The sequence below is a fragment of the Cyanobacteria bacterium FACHB-DQ100 genome (assembly GCA_014695195.1).
Lineage (GTDB): Bacteria > Cyanobacteriota > Cyanobacteriia > Leptolyngbyales > Leptolyngbyaceae > Leptolyngbya.
Genome location: JACJNW010000006.1, coordinates 1 through 19501 on the forward strand (window position 1 = coordinate 1; position 19501 = coordinate 19501).

A 19501-nucleotide genomic window follows, 5' to 3' on the forward strand; every position below is an offset into this window, starting at 1 on the left:
TGCCAGACCAGCCGACGAAGACGAATCTGTCGCGTTTGAGCCAGTCGTCGAGGGCATCAAAGATGCCGCGTTGCGCTGGCGCGCGACCTACTGCGATGGTCATTTGAAAAATCTCCAGATAAGTGCGGAATCTAAAGGCAAACTCTGTGACTCAAAAATGAATTATGAACAAAGTTTACTTTTCGTTACCTATGCCTCTGATTATATGGAGAGTTCTTGGAAAATTTCCAGTGTTTTTGTAACTAATCTTAAAATTCAGAGATTTTGCCTTTAGCTCATCACCGGCAGAATCGGGAAGCAAGCCGTTTCTGCGGATATTTGCGATACTGAGAACTGGCAGTTTGTACGATCGACACTATGTTTATTTTGGAATTAACGCTGAAAGGAAATCCTCTAAGCCTTTCAATCCAGCGCAAATCGGCTGAAGAAGCAGAAGCGACCTATCAAGAAATTCTGGGGGCGATGAAGTCGGGGAATAATCCTTTACTGGAATTGACCTGCGATCGACAACCCGACAAAAAGATTGCGGTGTTTGCTGATAATCTGGCAGCCGTGCAGGTTTATGAGAAATCGAGCGCAAATGCGTCTGGCAGACCCGCAGGTTTCTCGTTTGTGGCGGAATAGATATGACTTTAGACGCGCCCATTTCTCAAGATGCTGCAATTCGAGCGATCGACCTCAGTTTTGGCTGGTCGGATGACAAAGCGATTTTGCAGTCTTGTGCGCTGGAAGTGCCCAAAGGTGAGTTTTGGATGCTGTTGGGCGCGAATGGGAGCGGAAAGTCTACGCTGCTAAGACTTTTAGCAGGGTTGTTGCAGCCGACTGGGGGAGAAGTTCAAATCTCGCCTCCAGTCGGTTTTGTGTTTCAAAATCCAGACCATCAGTTAGTGATGCCCACAGTGGGAGCAGATGTGGCGTTTGGATTGGTGCAGGAAAAATTGTCAACGGCGGAAATTCGACAACGAGTGGAAGAGTCGCTAACGGCTGTGAGTTTAGCGGCGTTTCAGCGTCGTCCGATTTATGCGCTGAGTGGGGGACAGAAACAGCGAGTTGCGATCGCGGGTGCGATCGCTCGTCATTGCGATGTCCTTTTATTAGATGAGCCGACGGCTTTGCTTGATCCGGATAGCCAGTTGGAGCTAGTGGCTCAGGTTCAGACGTTGGTGAAAAAGCGGGGCATTACGGCGCTTTGGGTGACGCATCGGCTGGAAGAATTGGAATATTGTGACGGAGCGTTTTTGTTAGAAGCGGGGAAGGTGGTCGATCGAGGCGATCCCGATCGCTTAAAACGAAGATTAATGCAGACCGAAGACGTTGAAGATTAGAAAACTTCTGCAATGTTCCCGTTATCATCAAGCCATCCTGTCACTATAAATCACGAATATGGACAATCTAAAAATTGAAAAAGTAGGTGACTCGCTGGGAGTAGCATTACCAGAGGAAATAGTGCAGAAACTTCAGGTGAAGGAGGGCGATACTGTTGACATTTCAGAAACACCTGATGGAGTTGAAATTACTAATCGTGCTCCCAACTTAGAAAAAGCAATGCAGGCTTATCAAAAGATAAACGAGAAATATAAAAATGCCTTGCGTGAGCTATCGAAATGAGTCAAGAACCGATTTGGATGTCAGAATCGTTTGTCAGAAGAATTCAGCTTGATCAACTCGATCGATACGGAGGTCGGCCTGGTATGCGTGACGAGAGTTTGCTATCTGCAAGTTTGGCAAGACCTCGGAATCTATTTATCTATGGTGAATCTCCTACAATCTTTGACTTGGCGGCATACGCTTATGGACTTGCTAAGAATCATCCCTTCGTCGATGGCAATAAAAGAGTTGCTTTTGTCGTGATGGCGGTCTTTCTTGAGCTAAATGGTTATTCTTTGGACGTGCCAGAAGCGGAAGTTGTACAAGTCATGCTGAGGCTGGCATCCGGGGAAGAAACTCAAGAATCGATCGCACAATGGCTCGAAAGTAGGTCTGTCCAAAATTAAGTTCTTTCGCGCGATCGCAAATCCACTTCAATAAACAACAGCAATCGATACCAAATCAAATTTAAGAAATGCAATATTATGGAAGGGTGAAGCAGATTAACTTTTGCAAAATTGTCCTTTCCGCGTTGAGTGATGCCACGTTCCGCACCACAAGCACTTCTATTGGTGGACGGCTATAACATAGTCGGAGCTTGGCATGAGCTAAAAGTAATTCGCGATCGAGACGGTTTAGAAGAATCGCGCCGAAAATTAGTCGAAACGCTGATTGGATTTAGCGCATATCAGAATTTTGAAACTCATGTTGTATTTGACGCGCAATATCGGGATTCACCGACGAATCGTGAGGAAGTGACTCGTCATTTATATATCTGCTACACCGATTTTGGACAAACTGCTGATACTTATATTGAGAAAACTTGTGCTGATTTTCGGCATGACATTCGCAAGTTTAAACAGCGATTGATCGTGGCGACGAGCGATCGTGCCCAGCAATTAACCGTTGTTGGATACGGAGCGGAGTGGATGTCAGCGGAAAAATTAGCGAATGAAGTTGAATTTGCGGCGCGGCGAGTTCAGAGCAAATCAAAACCAAAGAAAAAATCGGCGGGACGACTGTTGATGCACTCGCTTGATCCCGATGCCCAAAAGCGATTAGAAGATTTGAGATTTGGCAAAGACAAGTCGCGCTGAATTTCTGTCCCCGTCGCCCTGTAAGATTTTCGATACGAAACTATTGTCGGGCAAACGATATGAAACGCAGAGCCTTGGTTGGAGCCGCGATCGCAGCAGGCAGCACTCTCACCGCTTGTACCATTCGCAAACGTGGAGTCGCAACGGCGGGAACGGCTTTACCAACGGTACGCTGGCGTATGGCAACTAGTTGGCCCAAATCGCTGGAGACAATTTTTGGCGGAGCGGAAACGGTTTGTCGGCGTATTGCTGAGATGACCGATGGACGATTTGTAATTCAGCCGTTTGCAGCAGGGGAAATTGTGCCGGGGCTGCAAGTGTTAGATGCGGTGCAAAATGGCACGGTTGAGTGTGGACATACTGCAAGCTATTACTACACTGGGAAAAATCCGGCGTTTGCGTTTGGAACGGCGGTTCCGTTTGGGCTGAATGCTCAGCAGCAAAATGCGTGGCTGTATCACGGTGGCGGTTTGGCAGCAATGCAAAAGCTGTACTCGGATTTTGGAATCATCAACTTTCCATCGGGAAACACTGGCGCACAAATGGGCGGATGGTTTAAGCGTAAGGTGAGTACGATCGCGGATCTTAAAGGCTTGAAAATGCGAATTCCGGGGCTGGGTGGAGAAGTAATGTCGCGGCTGGGGGTGAATGTGCAGGTGCTTCCGGGTGGTGAGATTTATTTGGCGCTGGATCGAGGCGCGATCGATGCGGCAGAATGGGTCGGTCCTTACGATGATGAGAAACTGGGCTTACATAAAGCAGCAAAATTCTATTACTACCCTGGCTGGTGGGAACCGGGTCCAACTTTAGAAACGCAGGTGAATTTAACTGCATGGCGGAAGTTGCCGAAAGAGTATCAGGAGGTGCTTAAAACGGCGGCTTATGAGGCAAATATGAATATGCTGGCGCAGTATGATGCGCTGAATCGAGAAGCGATCGCTCGTCTCATTGCAAGTGGGACGCAATTGACGGCTTACAGTAAAGAGATTTTGCAGGCGGCGCAGAAAGCTTCGTTTGACCTGTACGAAGCGAATGCAGCAAGAAATAATACGTTTAAGCAGGTGTATGGACAGTGGAAGCAGTTTCGCGATCAGGTTTATCAGTGGAATAAGATTAACGAGTTGAGCTTTTCGGATTTCTCGCTGGGATCAGGCAGTTGAATTAAGTTCGATCGCTGAGATCTCGATCGCTCTCGCAACCGCAAATATTCTCTCTAGATTGCCCCGCTGAAAAAGTTCGGCAGAGCAGTGCGAGTGCGCTCAGGCAAACGTCCTAACAGGCACAACAATATTGCTGCTGAATTGAGCAGTCAGGCAGCATAAAATACTAGCTTCGATACATTTCCAAAATTCGCAGCTTGCAATTATTTCATTCCAACGTAGTAGCCGGATTTGAACTTTCTACCAATCGACTCCGCGCTGAATCTCTACGACCGGATATGGGTACAAGTTTACCTACTTCGCCTAAACCAAAAGGTGGCATACCGCTATATATTGCTTCGTACTCCCCGGCTCGAACTTTATAGGTTTCGTGCCAAATTCCTACATCACCTCGGCTATTGCTAAGGCGCTTATTGAAATTTACCCATGCTGGCCAATGCTCCTTATCCCTACTTCGTGCATATGCCTCTAAAGCTTCAAATGAACGCCAATATTGCACTATCACAGGTATTCCCGCGATATGGCCGAGAAAACCACTGTTTGGATCGGCTTGCAATTCTTTGATCATTCGAGGCATTGCCAGAAAAACTGGTAGCCACTTATGAACTTTCCAGATCTTGTTAATACGCATACCAATTAGGAAGATGACAAACTCACCTTCAACTTCGGCTGTCATTCTTTCTGGAATTACCTTTGCCATAATTGCCTCCCTATGAGAATTACACCAAAATGTGAGGATTGGATTAAGTCCATAACGATTCGCTTGAGCGGCTAGAAATAACCTTGAACTCAGCATCAGCAATTTTTGGCAGTCTGCTCTAAGCGAATTGTTAGAAGCGAATTGTTAGATGTCGTTTAAGAGATGTTGTTTAAGCACCTTGACTTAGCGATTTAGAACATCATCGCGATGAGATTTAGAGCCTACAATTTGCACGACTTCATCAATTAGAACTTGAGGAACCTCCAACTCAACTAGAGTTGCGACTAAATTTTCCGCGATCGCATTGAAGTGGCTGTCGGTCAAACCCATTTCAGCCACTAATTGTTTATGTGCGTCCCTCATAGGACGACCGTTCCAGTGTTGAGCACCACCAAAAGCGTAGGTCATAAATTCTTTTTGGTGGTGCTTCTGTTGCTGCATATCTGTATGAGCGAAAAAGTGCTGAACCCGCTCATCCGCCAAGACTTTTTCATAAAACTTTTCTACAGCTAGATCAACAGCCGTTGCACCACCAAGCTTTTCGTACAGTGTACTCATGGAAGATTCCTCCAACCGGGTTTTGAATCTAGATCTAACACGAGGTAGACGAGAGTGCGCAAAGTTTTTAATTGTCTGATACCAGATTGATTTGTGGATGCGACAGATTCTCGCCCCCTAAATCCCCCAGAATGGGGGACTTTGAGTATGATCTGTCGCATTCTATACTTAATTCGGTATGAGAATTTTAAAGCGAATACTCGAAATTCATTTGTCTTAATAGTTGACTGATGCTCAGTCAATGTCGGCAAAGTGACGTGTACGGAGATATGAACCTGATTCAGCGCGAATCATTCCGACAATTCCACCATCAACTTCTGCAACTAGACAAAGATTGCCTGGGCACACTTGGTCTCTATTGATTGCAGCTTGTTCATCTTCAACAGTCGTAATCAGCTCTGTGGGTTTCGCTAATGGATAGAATTCCTCTTCGACAATTGAGCGAAACAGGCTCAATGTAGCAGTTGCATCTTCTAGCGCAGCACTCCGAATGGTAACTTCTGTCTCATCCGCTAAAAACTGTGTCGAGGCTTGTAAGATCGCCTGCAGCACCACAAACGGCTTCGGTCAATCCGCTGCAACAGAGTTGTGATGCCGCATACCTACTCTTATATAGAAACTTTGCACATCTACTAATATCTGAGCGAAAATCGTTGTACTTCATCAGCAACTTCTTTGCGTAAATTCATCAGTTTAAGCCCATCTAGCTCTTGCCACACTATATTGACAGGCATTAGCACACCTTTATTTACGCTAATAATGGGGTACTCACAGCCTGGATAGTCCTTTCTGATAACCCAGTGACCTTCTACTCTACGCCGTATAACCTCTCCCACATATGCGACTAGATTGTCATATAGTTCGGCTTGAACTTTTTCAAGTTCATAATCCTCAGCTTTGCTAGATAAAAGGTCTAAACTTTTGTATGAGAAGTCTAGCTGATTAGGCGAAATATCCAAACATCTTACTAGCTCGTCAATTAATTCACAAATTTTGTTAACGAGTTGTACTCGGTGTTTTGAATAATACATCCAATGACTTACAGAGCTATCGCGACCATTGGCATAGTCTTCTCTAACCTTCTGTGTCCATCGAATCATTCGCAAAAAATGTTCTTTGGAATAAACATTACCTCTGCCAGGAATTACAATTCCTTTGGGGTCAAAAACAAATAGAAATCTATCATTCGATAGCTCATAGACTTGAGGCTGATTCTTATGTCCAGTTCCATAAGTTTCCTCAAAGAAATCTGTAAATTCTTCATGCAGTCTCCCCTCAGATTCTATTAGTTCTTGAACCTGCTTTTTTGTGAGTCGTTTTGAATTGAGAGATTTTCTCTTTCCCATCTTCAGAGCAAAACAGATTTAAGTAATAGCTTCAGTCAAGAACAGAGAGGTAAAACATCATACAAGAAGCAATCGCTTCATTGCCACGCTCGTAGCATATCCTTACCGACGACCTACTATTAACTTAACCTTAAATATCGGTGTGTAAGCTTTCGCTTGCATTCCCACCGGAGCTAAGCGGCATAACGGACTCGTTCACCCGCCGCTAAAGCCTCTCAGACTCAACAAGACTCAATACAGGCGGTGTGCAATGAGCTTGTTAGACATCATCATAGATTTTCTGCTGGACAGGGATTTGAATGATAAACTCTGTTCCTTCGCCAGGTGTAGAAAAGCAATCTAACTTACCTCCATGTTTCTCAGTGACAATCTGATAGCTAATCGGCATCCCCATACCCGTGCCCTTACCGATCGTTTTCGTGGTAAAAAATGGATCAAAAATTCGCTTGCGAACCGATTCAGGCATCCCTGTTCCGTTATCGGATATGGCAATTTTTACCCACTTTGAATCAATTCTGGAAGTCCGAATCGTAATTTGGCTGGGCTTTTCCTTAATTTCCAGATAAGTTCGTTTAACGTTAGCTTCTTCCAGCGCATCAATGGCATTTGCCAAGATATTCATAAATGCCTGATTGATTTGACCCGGATAGCACTCCACAAGCGGCAAACTGTCATAGTCACGAATGACTTGAATCGCTGGGCAATCCGATCGATCTTTTAAGCGATGCTGCAAAATCAACAAGGTACTGTCAATCCCTTCATGAAGATCAACCGCTTTAAAGTCGGCTTCATCAATGCGTGAGAAGTTGCGGAGCGACAAGACAATCTTGCGAATGCGATCGGTACCCAACTTCATAGAATTCAGGATTTTGGGTAGATCGGTTTGGACAAACTCTATGTCCAGCTCGTCTGATGCGGCTTGAATTTCGGATGCTGGGTCGGGATAGTGCTTTTGATAGAGCTGCACAAAAGCTAATAAATTGTGGGCGTATTCCTGCACAGGGGTCAAGTTGCCGTAGATGAAGTTGACTGGATTGTTGATTTCGTGGGCTATCCCTGCCACCATTTGTCCCAAAGCAGACATCTTTTCGCTTTGCACCATCTGCACTTGAGTGTGTTGCAGTTCTTTTAGAAGTTGTTGCAACTGCGTATTTTTATCGTTGAGTTCTTGGGTTCTTGCCTCAACTTGAGATTCCAGCGTTTGGCTATAGGCTTCTAGCTGTTCGTTAGCTGTTTGCTGCTGCTGTAAAAGTTGTTGAACAGTGCGAATTAATTGGTTAAAGGCATCGGCAAGGGTACCAATTTCATCATTTTGCTCGACAGTCGCTTGTAGCTCAAAGTTAGACTCTTCAGTGGATTGTCGGGCAATGCTGGTAAGAGCTTGAATCGGTTGAGCGATCGCTCGGCTGGTAAACATTGCCAAAAGAATGGCGATCGCAGCAGATAATCCAACACCCGCAACCACTACTTTCTGGGCAATTTCACCTGCTTGCTGTTGTAACAGAGCTGCTTCTTCAAATTCTTCGTAGGCTTGGTCAAGTAAGCCTACCAAACTATCTGAGATGCCATCGAATTCAAGCGCCAAATCGCTGTTGGTAAATGCCAACATTATCCTTTGCGCTTGCTCAACATCATCGGGGAATGCAAGATTCAGCTGACGAATTCGTTCAACTTGAAGCGCTAATTCCTGGGAGTAGCGCTGGGTCACACCGTCATAGGTTTGCAAGAAAGCTGGAATTGTGGCTTGATGCTTATCCGTTTGTGGAGCCTTTGCAACAAATGTCTTAAGTTCAGCCCAAATGTCCCGAATTTCAGCTTCGTGCTTCAGCAAATGAGTATACTCATCCTGAAACTTGTCTGGGTATTTTGCTAAAGGGATGAGTTGCTGTTGGTGGGTTCGGGCTTGAAGCACACGAGATTGTAGACGCTGTAGAAGCTCCACTTCGTTTCGGGAGTGTTCTTCTTGCTTTGCAGCCTGGAATTGATAATTATGCCCAATTCCAAAACCAGCAATTGTGCCAGACACAGCAATGCCTAGAGCTAAGGTGTATCCCAGAGCGATCTTTTGTCCAACTCTGAGGCTGGACAACCTCTGGCTCAGGCTTTGCAACATCATAGAGCTTTCCCAAGCTATACAAAGAATCTTTATAAATTTAAGATTCCCACCTTTCTTACCGGTCTAACGACTTGAATCGGGGGCGGCACATAGTCCCAAGTTCAGTACCAGCGACTTGCAATCGTCCGCTTGATTTGTTATGGGGCATTCCCAATTACCTCATATTTACTTTGCACCAAGCCGTTTTCAAACTGTCGCGTTTCGAGATGATGCAATTTGACATCGTGAGGAAGCGAACTAAAAAGTGGAATCCCTGTACCTATAAGAATTGGCACTTTAGTAATGATTAATTGCTGGATCAAGCCTTCACGAAGAAACCCTTGGATCGTCTTTCCCCCATCAATGTATAAATGCTTGAATCCACGCTCTGATAAACGGTGAACTACTTCTTGTGGAGGCGCGCAGAGGGCCTCGACTGTTCTTGCAATGTCACTAGGGATGTCTACTTTCCGACTACTTAGAACAAATACAGCCTTTGCACCATAAGGCCATGAATCAAAGGACAATGCTAACTCGTAAGTATTCCGACCCATGACAAGCGCATCTACTGAATCTATGAATTCCTGATACCCGTAGTCTTCTTCGCCCTCTACATCTTCCCCACTGGGCAACCAATCAATATCACCGTTCTTCCGTGCGATGAAGCCATCAATACTTGTTGCGATGTATACAGTAGTTTTCATGCCTTCCTCAACAATGCGATCGCCGTATAACTATTTATTACACGGAAATTTTCGGCACATTATCCCAGGTTGGCTGACCATATAGAGTTTTCTCTGTACAGCCCACCGTTTTGTGGTGACATGCAGAATTCTTTCCGTATAGTATGCTCCTACAGACGAACACACAGAAAATTTCAGCCATATTCCATACATACTCGAAACACTTTCTCATTTGTATCCTTCGTCAAGGTAAAAGAATTCTAAAAACGATCGCCACCCCATTTTCTAAATTGCCGTTACTACAACGCTGCTCGATCGTCGTCTCCAAACGTGACTTCATTAGTTGGCAATTTCCCCATTCAAGATTTCAACTTTCTCATTTCGATTCGCCATATCCAAAATCAAGTTGAGCAATTACATGATTTAGTTTTGGAATTGCTCGATCGAGTTAAGAAATTACTGAATCAAATTGATAAGTTTCGCTTTTGAGTTCTAAAACTTCTCAACTCGATTAAGCATCAAAACGCTTAATGGGAAGTTTATATTTCTGCTTTGTAGATTAAGACTTGATAGAGACACAAGCACGATCAAACAATTTCTCTTCCTCCAAGGAATGTTGAATCTATTCAACTTAACTTTGTGGAGGGTCATCTACAATGCCGCTTGCAAAACAATATTCAGCGCACCTAGAAAAAGCGCAAAGGCGTTTGTCTGCAATCAAAAGCATCAACTCCAATTTGGATTTGGGCAAAGGTCTATCCATCCAAGCGTATTCAAGCTTGATTGAGAGAACGCGCAATCGGATTGATGCTTACAATGCAACCTTATCGCTGCTGAGTGCCGATCGCGTTGCCGTGGAAGAAGCCGAAAAAGAACTGAAAGAACTCAACGAGAGAATGCTGCTGGCGATCGCATTGGAATTTGGCAAAGATAGCCCTGAATATGAAATTGCAGGCGGAATTCGTAAGAGTAAGCGCAAACGTCCCGCTCGGAAAAAGGAGGAGCAGGCGGAACTCAACTAAATTAGTGCAAACCCTGGCAGTTTTGCCTACCCTATACCCACATCTCTTTCCCGCTTCGTTGTCATCAGCTTCAGCCCCCTAAATCCCCCAAATTGGGGGACTTTGAACCCAGAGTTTTGGATCGAAGTCCCCCATTCATGGGGGATTTAGGGGGCGAAAGATCTCAGCAATCACAGACCAATCAACTTGTGTGTATAGGGTAGGGCAGGTTTATTGGGGTTTGTTGTTTAGTTAATCTTGTGTGGCTTTATTGAGTACGATCGCGCTTCTTATCCTGTTTGTAGGCTTTCAACAATTGATTCACTTTGCTTTGAATCGCTTTGTGCTGCTCAACACCCTCGTAGGCGTAGCGATTGTATCCCGTTGTGGTAATCAATTCTGCAAGATAGTTCACGCGATCTTGCGGTAACGGGTGCGAAGCTAACCAAGTTGGGGGATTACCTCGCCGCTCTTCTTCCTGTTGTTTTCGCAGCGTCACCATCAGATTGTGCAAGCCATCCGCAGCATAGTTCGTTGATGCCAATAACCGAGTGCCTAAAACATCCGCTTGGCGCTCCATTTCACGGCTGTAGCTCAAAACGGTAATATCTGTGAGCAATCCGCCGACATAAGGAATGAACTGCGTTAAGTTTGCCGTGAGCGTGCCTTCGGTGATCAACTGGAAACTATGAGACAGCACCGCATGAGCAATCTCATGTCCAAGCAGTCCCGCAAGTTCGGCTTCGGAATTCGCTTTCTCGATCGCTCCCGCATTCACAAACACTTTCCCACCCGGAAGCGCAAACGCATTTAACTTATCATCCAGAACCACCTGAAATTCATACTTGAAATCATCGCGCCCAGTCGCCGCCGCCAGTTTTTGTCCTAATGCAGTGACATAATCATTCACCTCTTTGTCTTTCACGAGAGCAAGCTGTCGTTTCGCTTGACCTGAAATACGATCGCCCACGCTCGATTCTCCCCGCAGGAGCAAAGCTGTACTTTGTACCGCATTCAAAGGGCCAAATAAACTGCCAGTTAGCGCATAACTCAATGCACCCGTGAGAATTCCGCCGATTAGATTTCCTCGCAATCGGGCGCGGAGTTCTGCTTGATAGCGTTTCTGATAATCATCGGCAAGCTTAGTAAATTCGGTCTTTTGCGGATGATCAGGATTCAGGATCGTGAACTGTCGAGCCGCGATCGAGGCCTCAATCCATTTCTCATTGTTCGCATATGCTGCAACTTTCGCTTTAATCAGATCGGGCTGATTTGGAAATTGAGTCGCCGCTTTTTCTAAAACAGTAAGCGCTTGCTCCTTTTTGCCGTACTTTTCGAGGGCTTCTGCATAGCGCAACTGTCCTGGAATAAATTGCGGGTAATTCTTCACCAACAATTCCAAAGGCACGAAAATGCGAGTCTCTAAATTTTGCGCGAGTCCCGCTTCTGCTTCACGCCAATAAACTTTGCCAGCGGGGGAAAGCTGTTCGGGATCAGTAATAACTTCCTGGTTTTTGGCTTCTGTGACTTCTGTAAAAGCAGGCTTCACTTCCCGATAGAGTCTCTCTGCTTGGGCGTTGTCGCCTGCTTTATACAATCGATCAGCTTCAATTAACTTTTTCTCGCGCTCCGAAAGCTCAATCGAGTTCGCTCCGGGTGGAGCCGTTGCCGTAGCAGAGAGAGCAAAGACGATCGGGCGAGCCAGAAACAAAATCGCACAACAAAGGATGACGAACCTTGGAAAAGCAGAGCGAAACAGTTTTCGCAAACCTTGCTTCTTCATCAGAAACTCCAAGCTATTTAGAGCGACACCCTTAAAATCTCATGAAATCAGCGCTCTAAAGCAACATCAATTTGATGTCTTACAGAGTTTTTGACCCATTGTTTAGCAATCTTTTTCGGAAGTTTTTTCGTCAACTTATGAACCACCTTCTTGGCAATTTTCTTCGCCAATTTCTTCTTGTGTTTTCCCATTGCTGCTCCTATGCAAATGCAGACGAACCAAAATCAGGCGGAATATCTTGCCAGCGTCCTTGACCCACCGCACGAACTGCTTCTGTTAGCGAAACATCTCCGGTGTACAACGCTTTACCGACGATCGCACCCGTGACTCCTTGTGGCTCTAATGCTAACAAACTCAGCAAATCCGTCAACGAACTAACTCCACCCGACGCAATCACCGGAATAGCAGAGATCGAGGCTAAATCCCGTAGCGATGCCAAATTTGGCCCCTGCATCGTTCCATCCCGCTGAATATCAGTGTAAATAATCGCGGCGGCTCCCAATTGCGCCATGCGTTCTGCTAAATCAGTCGCTAGCACTTCCGAAGTCTCAAGCCATCCTTTCGTTGCAACTTTGCCATTGCGAGCATCGATCCCCACAATAATTTGCTCTGGAAATTCGCCGCACAACTGCGCTACCAGTTCTGGCTTCTCAACGGCAACCGTTCCTAAAATCGCCCATCTCACACCCGTTGAAAGCAAAGCAGCAACCGCATCTCGATCGCGCAATCCCCCACCGACTTCAACCGGAATATCGACCGCTTCGACAATCGATCGAATCGCCGCTAAATTCACCGGATGTCCGACTTTTGCCCCGTCTAAATCCACTAAATGCAATCGCGTTGCGCCCTGATCCGCCCACTGGCGCGCCACTGCAACCGGATCATCATTAAAGACTTGCGACTGATTGTAGTCCCCCTGATACAGCCGAACGCATTTCCCATCGAGTAAATCGATCGCGGGAATCACTTCCATTTCCTAGTCTCCCCAAAGACAGAGCATCCCAAATCCTACGCATAGATCTGTCTTCAGATCAACAGACAGCCTCAAATAAAGACGTTATCTTCTGACTAAAATTATAAGTTGGGGATAAACTGTGTTTCCGGTCAGCGACGACAATCCAACCCGCATCACTCCTTATGTCACTTTAGGAATTATTGCGGCAAACATCCTGGTGTTTCTCTATCAGTTAAGTCTCACGCCAGTTCAACTAGAAAACTTCTTCTACACTTGGGCCGTCGTGCCGCGTGAGTTAACGGCAAGTCTACTCGGCGAAACACTCCGATATCAACCGTTTCCAGAGTGGATCACCCTAGTTACGTCTCAGTTTCTTCATGGAGGATTTGCTCACATTGCCGGAAATATGCTGTTTCTGTGGATCTTTGGCAACAACGTTGAAGAGCGCTTAGGTCACATTCGCTTTTTGATCTTCTACATCGGTTGTGGTGTGTTGGCAGTATTGGCGCAATGGTTTTTCTCATCAGACTCTAATATTCCATCGCTCGGAGCCAGTGGCGCGATCGCAGGCGTAATGGGAGCCTATATTCTTCGCTTTCCCGGCGTGCCGATTACAACGATTATTCCGCCATTTATTTTCTTTCCGTTTCGCATTCCAGCTTGGGCATATCTCGGTATTTGGTTTATTCAGCAAGCATTTTATGGCGTTGCCAGCTTGAGCGTTCCCACTAACATTGGCATGGAGCGCGGTGGTGTGGCGTATTGGGCGCACGCAGGCGGATTTGTATTTGGTGCAATTTTAGGGCCGCTGTTGGGCTTATTTTCGCGACCCGAAAAGCGATACTCACCCTAAGACTTCTGAGTTAAAAATCTAAACTGAGGGTTGCATCTGGTCGCATCGCAAGCGGATAATCGTTAAAGCGACTACTTTATCATGCGCTTATCCGTCTGATAAGCAACCATCAGCATAACGATTCAGCAGCAACCCCAGGAGTATTGTTCAATGGGCGGTGTCATTAAGTTAATTAAAAATCTCTTTAGCGGTATTCTCTCCTTTATTGGAGGTATCTTTGGTTCAAAGAAATCGGGTTACTTTATGGAACTCGATGAGGCGGAAGCAGCAAAACCAGCAGCAACCCCGAAACTTGAAGATGCAAAATCTGCTGTTGCGACGGTAGAAGCGACCGCAAAATCGACCGCGAATGCTGTTGCTGAAGGTGTAAAAGAAACCACAGCAGCAACTGCCGCACCTAAGTCGGTGAAAGCAAATCCTGCCAAGGTTGAACCTGCTAAGGTTAAACCCGCCAAGGTTGAACCTGCCGAGGCTGAACCTGTCGCGATCGCTGAGACGAATGGTTCAACCAATGGGGCAAAGCCAGTTCCAGCAAACCCGCTGAATTTGCCACAACCGACTGTAAGCTTTGCAACAGAGCATCTAGTACCCAAGCCGACGAATTCTCGTCGTCGTCCGGGCGCAAATATGGGTTCGTTTCTTGAAATGGCAAAAACCGTCAAGACTCCAAATAACTAAATTTCACCGGACTGCATTAAAAAAGACGTTCGATCACACCATGCGATCGAACGTCTTTTTTTCTACACAATCTATTTTCTACACAACCTATTAGTATGCGCCACGACGCTCATCAGTTTTTTGGAGGTACCAAACCGCATGGATCACGCCCGGAACCCAACCAATCAAAGTCAGCAAAATATTAATGAATAAAGCAGAGCTAACGCCAGAAGTCATAAAAACTGCAACAGGCGGGAGTACGATTGCAAACACTAAACGCAAAAAGTTCATAGGAATTCTCTAATTTCATTTTTAACTGTTCCTCTTTATTCTCTTGAACTCCAGCACGATCGCCGTCCTTCAAAGGTAGGATCTGAAAACCCTCAGAAGTTAAACTCATGTCTGACGTGACAATTGCGGCAAACTGGTTATTCCAGCATCTAGACGATCCTGACATTGCGATCGCGGATTGCCGATTTGCGCTGATGCAACCCGAACTCGGACGGCAACAGTACGAATCGGGGCATATTCCAGGTGCCTACTACTTTGATCTCAATCAGGATTTGTCCAGTCCAGTTCAAAGACATGGAGGACGGCATCCGCTTCCTGATGTTGATCAATTTTCCGCCAAGCTCTCAGCGATGGGGATCACGCCTTCGACCTTAGTGATTGCCTACGATGATTCGCGATTTGGGTTTGCAGCGCGGTTTTGGTGGTTGTTGCGCTACCTGGGACACGATCGCGTTGTCGTTTTGGATGGCGGATTCTCGAATTGGAAAAACTCAGGCTATCCGAGTACCACGATCGAACCTGCCGTCAAACCTGGTCAATTCACGCCTCAAATTCGGACAGATTGGATCGTCGATATCGAAGCAGTAAAAGCCAAGAAAGACTCACCTAATGTGGCGCTAATCGACTCACGCGAACCCGAACGATATCGCGGAGAGCGAGAGCCGATCGATCCGATTGCAGGTCACATTCCCGGCGCAGTGAATTATCCGTGGCAATTCGCCACTGACGATCGCGGCTTCTTAAAAACTTCCGACGATCGCTGGTCAGCCTTTGAATCAAAAGACGAAATTTTGGTGTATTGCGGTTCGGGTGTCACCGCTTGCGTCAATTTATTGGCGCTTACAGCAGCGGGATGCGATCGCGCCAAACTTTATCCTGGAAGTTGGAGTGATTGGTGCTCGTATCAGGTCTAGAACAGCGGCAAACTAAAGACAATTCCAGCACCAAACAGAAAGCCATTGAAATCAATCCGTCGATCAGAGGAGTGCCCAAAGCTAAACCCACTAAACAAATTAACTTGAGTCCGTGGAGTCAGATTGTAGGTGACGCGCCCCAGGAGTTGATGATATAAATCGTCCCGCGCTTGCTGAGTAAAATGCGACCAAGTGAACTGATAATCGATCGCCATCTGGAGCTTTTGTGAAACACTGTAGCCCAGCGTTGTAATCAAAGAATTTAGAATGCGGCTGCGATCGTCGGGATTGGCAAAGCTCCAACGAAACTGATAATACGTATTCAGTGAAAGCCGGGCTGATAACGTATCTTGACGGCTCAATTCAACCCGAAGAGAATTGTCTCCAAAAAACTCCCGTCCGCTAAAAAATTGTTGTAGTCCTCGTGCAGATGTAAAGAGCTTCTGATTGCTCCAACCGATCTCACCAGACAACCGTGGCGTAATCCGATGAAAGATTCCCGCCCGCAACCGCAATTCATCATAATTTAATGACTCTATGCTTCCATTGATACTGCGGTACTGTCCAAGTCTGCCATAGCGAATCAAATTGGCATCAAAAGAGGTAATGAGGAAGGTTTTAGAACCGATCGGAGGCGCATAAAAAAAGGTCAGTCCAGTCCGCAGCAAGCCATCATTGATCGGCTCCACGTCTGAAAACACATTTGACGAGTTGAAATAATCTGTACGTAAGAGCAGATAAGCAGAAGGTAGACGAGGACGGTTTGGCAGGGCGATCGGTATCTCTGGTATTGTGCGCTCTTGAATTCGTAGCGTTCCCAATTCTGGATCACTGGCTCCAACAGGCGGGTCAGCGGCGATCGGTTGAACTTTTAAGTCTCCCAATTCTGGATCTGGAACCGGAGTGATTCGTAAATCTCCAAGCTCAGCGTCGGGGCTGCTTGGTTCAGCTTGTGCGACTTCTTCAACCTGTGCCGGAGGTTGTGAAGTTGCACCAATGCGAATCCTGCTTGTCGTGTAGGTGCAATTCGCGGAGAGCGATCGCCAGCAGCGATTTGCTACGATCCCCGGCGACTCTGGCAGCGCCTTTTGGCTAGTGTGATTTAGTACAACTTCTGATCGGAAAGCGGTTTGAACTGGAGCTGTCGCGCTTTGCTCAGAGGGTGCTAAATCTTTTGCTTGATGAGAAACACTTGAGACAGCCGATCGTTCCATTGGCAACTTTTCCAAGGGCGGCGGAGTCAGCGATCTCGATGCAGTTAACTCAGAATTCGCTGCTGACTGTCCTGAAACCAGAGATTTATTTGGTATAAAACTACACAGCCCCTTGCTTGCAGAGCTTAGAATTAGCCAAAAGCAGATCTGACCGATCAAGTAGGAATGAGAGTTGCACGATCGCTGATTCCTGCAGGAATTCTCTAGAGCCGCACTTGGGATCGTCAAAATTCTAAAATGTCTCAATATCAATCGTTTCACAGTTGCCCCGTCCACCAATCTGCATCCCTACTCAGGCTGATTTCAACTTGCTATTCTAGAAATTCGGTCAATTCTCTTACACTGTTGCCCATACGATAGATGCTAGTATCTTTACTGAATTTTTTATGAAGTCTCTTTAAAGCTTGAGCAGAAACTTTCTAAAGTTTCCCGCCAATGTGTAAAGTATCTGTGAAGAGGTAAATCTGTATTTTCACTTAATCATCTCATACGAGTAGAACTGGGTTGAACTTGTTCTAGGCTGACCCGCCTCTGATCGCGCTGATGCGCTTTCTGTCCTCTTGTTCTTGGAGCGTCTATGTCTCGCAAATTGTTCCTCGCAATCACGTCACTCTTACTCGGAATGGGTGCTGCATCCTGCGGTACTGCCTATGCCCTAACTCCGCTTACCTCTGCTGAAATCCGGGAAATTGTGAGGCGAGTTCAATTTGTTCCCAAGGGGCAGCCTGCTCGCGCTGCTGTGCTGTCAGAAATGATGCGTCCAGAGGATGCGCTTCATACGATGAGGTCTTCGCGGGTCGGGTTGCGCTTCAACGACGGTTCTTGGGCACGAGTCGGAGAAATGGCAATCTTCCGCTTTGTGCCTGGAACCCGGAACTTTCGCTTGACAAACGGCACCGTGTTATTGCTGATCAAGCCAGGACAGGGACGAACCACGATCGACACTCCCAACGCTTCAGCCGGAGTCCGTGGCTCAGCCCTATTTGTCCGATACGATGAGCAGACAGAAACGACGGTAGTGGGTGCCTTGACCAACAACCCTGCTGGCCCAATGGAAATCCTGGACAATACGACCGGACGCAAACTACCGCTAGAAGCGGGACAAATGGCGATCGTCGATCCGCTCGGCATTCGCCTGTTCAATTTTGATATGCACCGTTTCTACGAAACGAGTGATATTGTGCGCGGCTTAGATTTGCAGCGTCGAGACGCTCAGCCTAGCCCAGACCCAGGCATTGCAGCCGTACAAGCTGAGACTGCTCAAGCCCTAAAGGAACAACAGCCACTAAGTGGGCCAGTGATTGAGAACCCCAGAATGGTGCAGCTATCCCCTCCAGTAGCAACGCCTGTCACGACTCCGGCTCAGCCTTCTACTCCGGCTCAAAATTCTGATGAGCGCCAACCTTCTCAGCCTTCTACGCCAGCGGCAACTCCTGCTAATCCGCCCAGTGATGTTACAAGCTCCAGCGCCACCCCAGCAACGCCAGCAACACCAGCCTCAACCCCTGGTTCATCCAAACCCACCACTGCACCTCAGACGAACTCTGGTAGTACCTCGCAAGGCTCACCTGCTGGACAACCAACGGGGGGAACTTCAACGGGCAATCCAACCACGACAGGTACGCAGCCCCGTGGAAGACAAGTCATTGAGCAGTCGATCCCAGATCGCGGAATAAAGGCTCCTGAAACCTCCACTGTTCCAAATGCCCCTAGCGGAACTACCCCTTCGACCAATTCCAACCCGCCCTCTGGATCGACTTCTGCTCCTAATAGTTCCAATGGCTTAGGCACTTCTAATCCGTCCAATCCATCTGGTACGACTCCTACAACCCCTCCTTCCCCAACCACGAACTCTGGTTCCTCAACTTCAACAAACGGTACAGCTCCCCCAATTCTCCCAGGCGGTAGCACTGCTGGCGGTTCAAATCCGTCTCCCAGCACTCCAGTTACTCCTGCCGCAACTCCCAGCAATTCAGCTAATCCTCCTGCTGGAACGATCGTGAGTCCGCCTCCCAACACCCCAGTCACTCCTGCCGCAACTCCCAGCAACTCAGCTAATCCTCCTGCTGGAACGATCGTGAGTCCGGCTCCTAGCACTCCAGTCACTCCTTCCCCAAGCTCGGTCGCTACTCCCAATCCGAACCCAAATCCAACAACCAATACACCGATCAATCCTGCATCCACACCCACTCCAGCCGTCATTAATCCGACTTCTCCACCTAGTCCTCCCGCGCCCCCAGTCTCAACCCCCCCCCCTGCCCCAATAGTAGTCCCCCCCGCAACTCCCCCGATCGAAAACCCCACACCTCCAGAACCCCTAAAAAATTCTGGACAGCCTAATCTCTCTCCGCAGCCTTTAGAGATTACGCCATCGCAAGGGGCAGTTGGAACGCCTCAACCCAATCCAGTAGACAATTCAACACCACCTCTGGTCAGCGATCCGCCCACCTCCCCTCCAGTCCTGCCAATTCAGCCGCCTGTAACTCCTACAACGCCGCCCGTACAACCAGATCCCCCAACTCAGCCTCCAACGCCTGAATCATCAGCGCCTCCCACACCTGCTCCAGAGCCAGTCCAAAATTCTAGATAGTGGAACCGAAAACAAGA

At 47.1% G+C, this 19501-nt stretch carries 21 protein-coding genes; 11 read left to right on the forward strand and 10 right to left on the reverse strand.

Annotation, left to right across the window (positions count from 1 at the left end):
• Window positions 1-357 precede the first annotated feature (357 nt).
• The 6 genes from H6F51_00560 to H6F51_00585 all read left to right on the forward strand — a co-directional run bounded on the left by H6F51_00560 (window position 358) and on the right by H6F51_00585 (window position 3844).
• On the forward strand, window positions 358-624 hold the full coding sequence (locus tag H6F51_00560; protein ID MBD1821014.1) for a hypothetical protein: 267 nt from the start codon (window positions 358-360) through the stop codon (window positions 622-624).
• Window positions 625-626: 2 nt separating this feature from the next.
• Window positions 627-1325, forward strand: a complete 699-nt coding sequence (locus H6F51_00565; protein ID MBD1821015.1) for an energy-coupling factor ABC transporter ATP-binding protein — start codon at window positions 627-629, stop codon at window positions 1323-1325.
• A 58-nt stretch (window positions 1326-1383) separates the two neighbouring features.
• A complete protein-coding gene (locus H6F51_00570; GenBank protein ID MBD1821016.1) occupies window positions 1384-1608 on the forward strand; it encodes an AbrB/MazE/SpoVT family DNA-binding domain-containing protein in 225 nt (74 codons plus the stop codon).
• Window positions 1605-1994 carry a type II toxin-antitoxin system death-on-curing family toxin gene (locus tag H6F51_00575; GenBank protein MBD1821017.1) on the forward strand — a complete coding sequence of 130 codons (390 nt, stop codon included), beginning with the start codon at window positions 1605-1607 and terminating at the stop codon, window positions 1992-1994. Before H6F51_00570 ends, H6F51_00575 begins: the two co-directional genes overlap by 4 nt.
• 132 nt (window positions 1995-2126) lie before the next feature.
• A complete protein-coding gene (locus tag H6F51_00580) occupies window positions 2127-2684 on the forward strand; it encodes an NYN domain-containing protein (GenBank protein ID MBD1821018.1) in 558 nt (185 codons plus the stop codon).
• Between the two features lie 59 nt (window positions 2685-2743).
• Window positions 2744-3844, forward strand: a complete 1101-nt coding sequence (locus H6F51_00585) for a TRAP transporter substrate-binding protein (protein ID MBD1821019.1) — start codon at window positions 2744-2746, stop codon at window positions 3842-3844.
• Window positions 3845-4052: 208 nt separating this feature from the next.
• Here H6F51_00585 and H6F51_00590 read toward each other — a convergent pair whose 3' ends face one another.
• From H6F51_00590 to H6F51_00615, 6 genes are all read right to left on the reverse strand, one after another.
• Window positions 4053-4544: a DUF4188 domain-containing protein gene (locus H6F51_00590; protein MBD1821020.1), complete on the reverse strand. Its 492-nt coding sequence runs from the start codon at window positions 4542-4544 to the stop codon at window positions 4053-4055.
• A gap of 183 nt (window positions 4545-4727) precedes the next feature.
• Window positions 4728-5102, reverse strand: coding sequence for a group 1 truncated hemoglobin (locus H6F51_00595; GenBank protein ID MBD1821021.1), 375 nt, complete (start codon window positions 5100-5102; stop codon window positions 4728-4730).
• Window positions 5103-5336: 234 nt separating this feature from the next.
• Complete coding sequence (locus H6F51_00600; protein ID MBD1821022.1) at window positions 5337-5657, reverse strand: hypothetical protein; 321 nt, start codon at window positions 5655-5657, stop codon at window positions 5337-5339.
• Window positions 5658-5734: 77 nt separating this feature from the next.
• Complete coding sequence (locus H6F51_00605; protein ID MBD1821023.1) at window positions 5735-6448, reverse strand: hypothetical protein; 714 nt, start codon at window positions 6446-6448, stop codon at window positions 5735-5737.
• A gap of 259 nt (window positions 6449-6707) precedes the next feature.
• Complete coding sequence (locus tag H6F51_00610) at window positions 6708-8564, reverse strand: HAMP domain-containing protein (protein MBD1821024.1); 1857 nt, start codon at window positions 8562-8564, stop codon at window positions 6708-6710.
• 137 nt (window positions 8565-8701) lie between these two features.
• Complete coding sequence (locus H6F51_00615) at window positions 8702-9247, reverse strand: dihydrofolate reductase (protein MBD1821025.1); 546 nt, start codon at window positions 9245-9247, stop codon at window positions 8702-8704.
• 635 nt (window positions 9248-9882) lie between these two features.
• On the opposite strand from H6F51_00615, the gene H6F51_00620 reads away from it, so the two are divergent.
• Window positions 9883-10248, forward strand: a complete 366-nt coding sequence (locus H6F51_00620) for a hypothetical protein (GenBank protein ID MBD1821026.1) — start codon at window positions 9883-9885, stop codon at window positions 10246-10248.
• A 247-nt stretch (window positions 10249-10495) separates the two neighbouring features.
• On the opposite strand, the gene H6F51_00625 is transcribed toward H6F51_00620, so the two are convergent.
• Window positions 10496-12010: a M48 family metalloprotease gene (locus H6F51_00625; GenBank protein ID MBD1821027.1), complete on the reverse strand. Its 1515-nt coding sequence runs from the start codon at window positions 12008-12010 to the stop codon at window positions 10496-10498.
• A 199-nt stretch (window positions 12011-12209) separates the two neighbouring features.
• The gene (hisA, locus tag H6F51_00630) at window positions 12210-12983 is read right to left on the reverse strand and encodes a 1-(5-phosphoribosyl)-5-[(5-phosphoribosylamino)methylideneamino]imidazole-4-carboxamide isomerase (protein MBD1821028.1); all 774 of its coding nucleotides are present in this window, start codon (window positions 12981-12983) and stop codon (window positions 12210-12212) included.
• 121 nt (window positions 12984-13104) lie between these two features.
• Between hisA and H6F51_00635 the strand changes: the two genes are divergently transcribed.
• A complete protein-coding gene (locus H6F51_00635) occupies window positions 13105-13818 on the forward strand; it encodes a rhomboid family intramembrane serine protease (GenBank protein ID MBD1821029.1) in 714 nt (237 codons plus the stop codon).
• A gap of 150 nt (window positions 13819-13968) precedes the next feature.
• Entirely contained in the window at window positions 13969-14496 is a 528-nt protein-coding gene (locus tag H6F51_00640) for a hypothetical protein (GenBank protein ID MBD1821030.1), read from the forward strand.
• Window positions 14497-14586: 90 nt separating this feature from the next.
• Here the strand turns inward: H6F51_00640 and H6F51_00645 are convergent, their stop codons facing one another.
• Window positions 14587-14766, reverse strand: coding sequence for a YqaE/Pmp3 family membrane protein (locus H6F51_00645; GenBank protein ID MBD1821031.1), 180 nt, complete (start codon window positions 14764-14766; stop codon window positions 14587-14589).
• A gap of 107 nt (window positions 14767-14873) precedes the next feature.
• Between H6F51_00645 and H6F51_00650 the strand changes: the two genes are divergently transcribed.
• Window positions 14874-15680: a sulfurtransferase gene (locus H6F51_00650; protein MBD1821032.1), complete on the forward strand. Its 807-nt coding sequence runs from the start codon at window positions 14874-14876 to the stop codon at window positions 15678-15680.
• Here H6F51_00650 and H6F51_00655 read toward each other — a convergent pair.
• A complete protein-coding gene (locus tag H6F51_00655) occupies window positions 15677-16894 on the reverse strand; it encodes a hypothetical protein (GenBank protein MBD1821033.1) in 1218 nt (405 codons plus the stop codon). The two genes, H6F51_00650 and H6F51_00655, sit on opposite strands and share 4 nt — an antisense overlap.
• Before the next feature lie 577 nt (window positions 16895-17471).
• On the opposite strand from H6F51_00655, the gene H6F51_00660 reads away from it, so the two are divergent.
• Window positions 17472-19484 carry a FecR domain-containing protein gene (locus H6F51_00660; GenBank protein MBD1821034.1) on the forward strand — a complete coding sequence of 671 codons (2013 nt, stop codon included), beginning with the start codon at window positions 17472-17474 and terminating at the stop codon, window positions 19482-19484.
• Window positions 19485-19501: the final 17 nt, after the last annotated feature.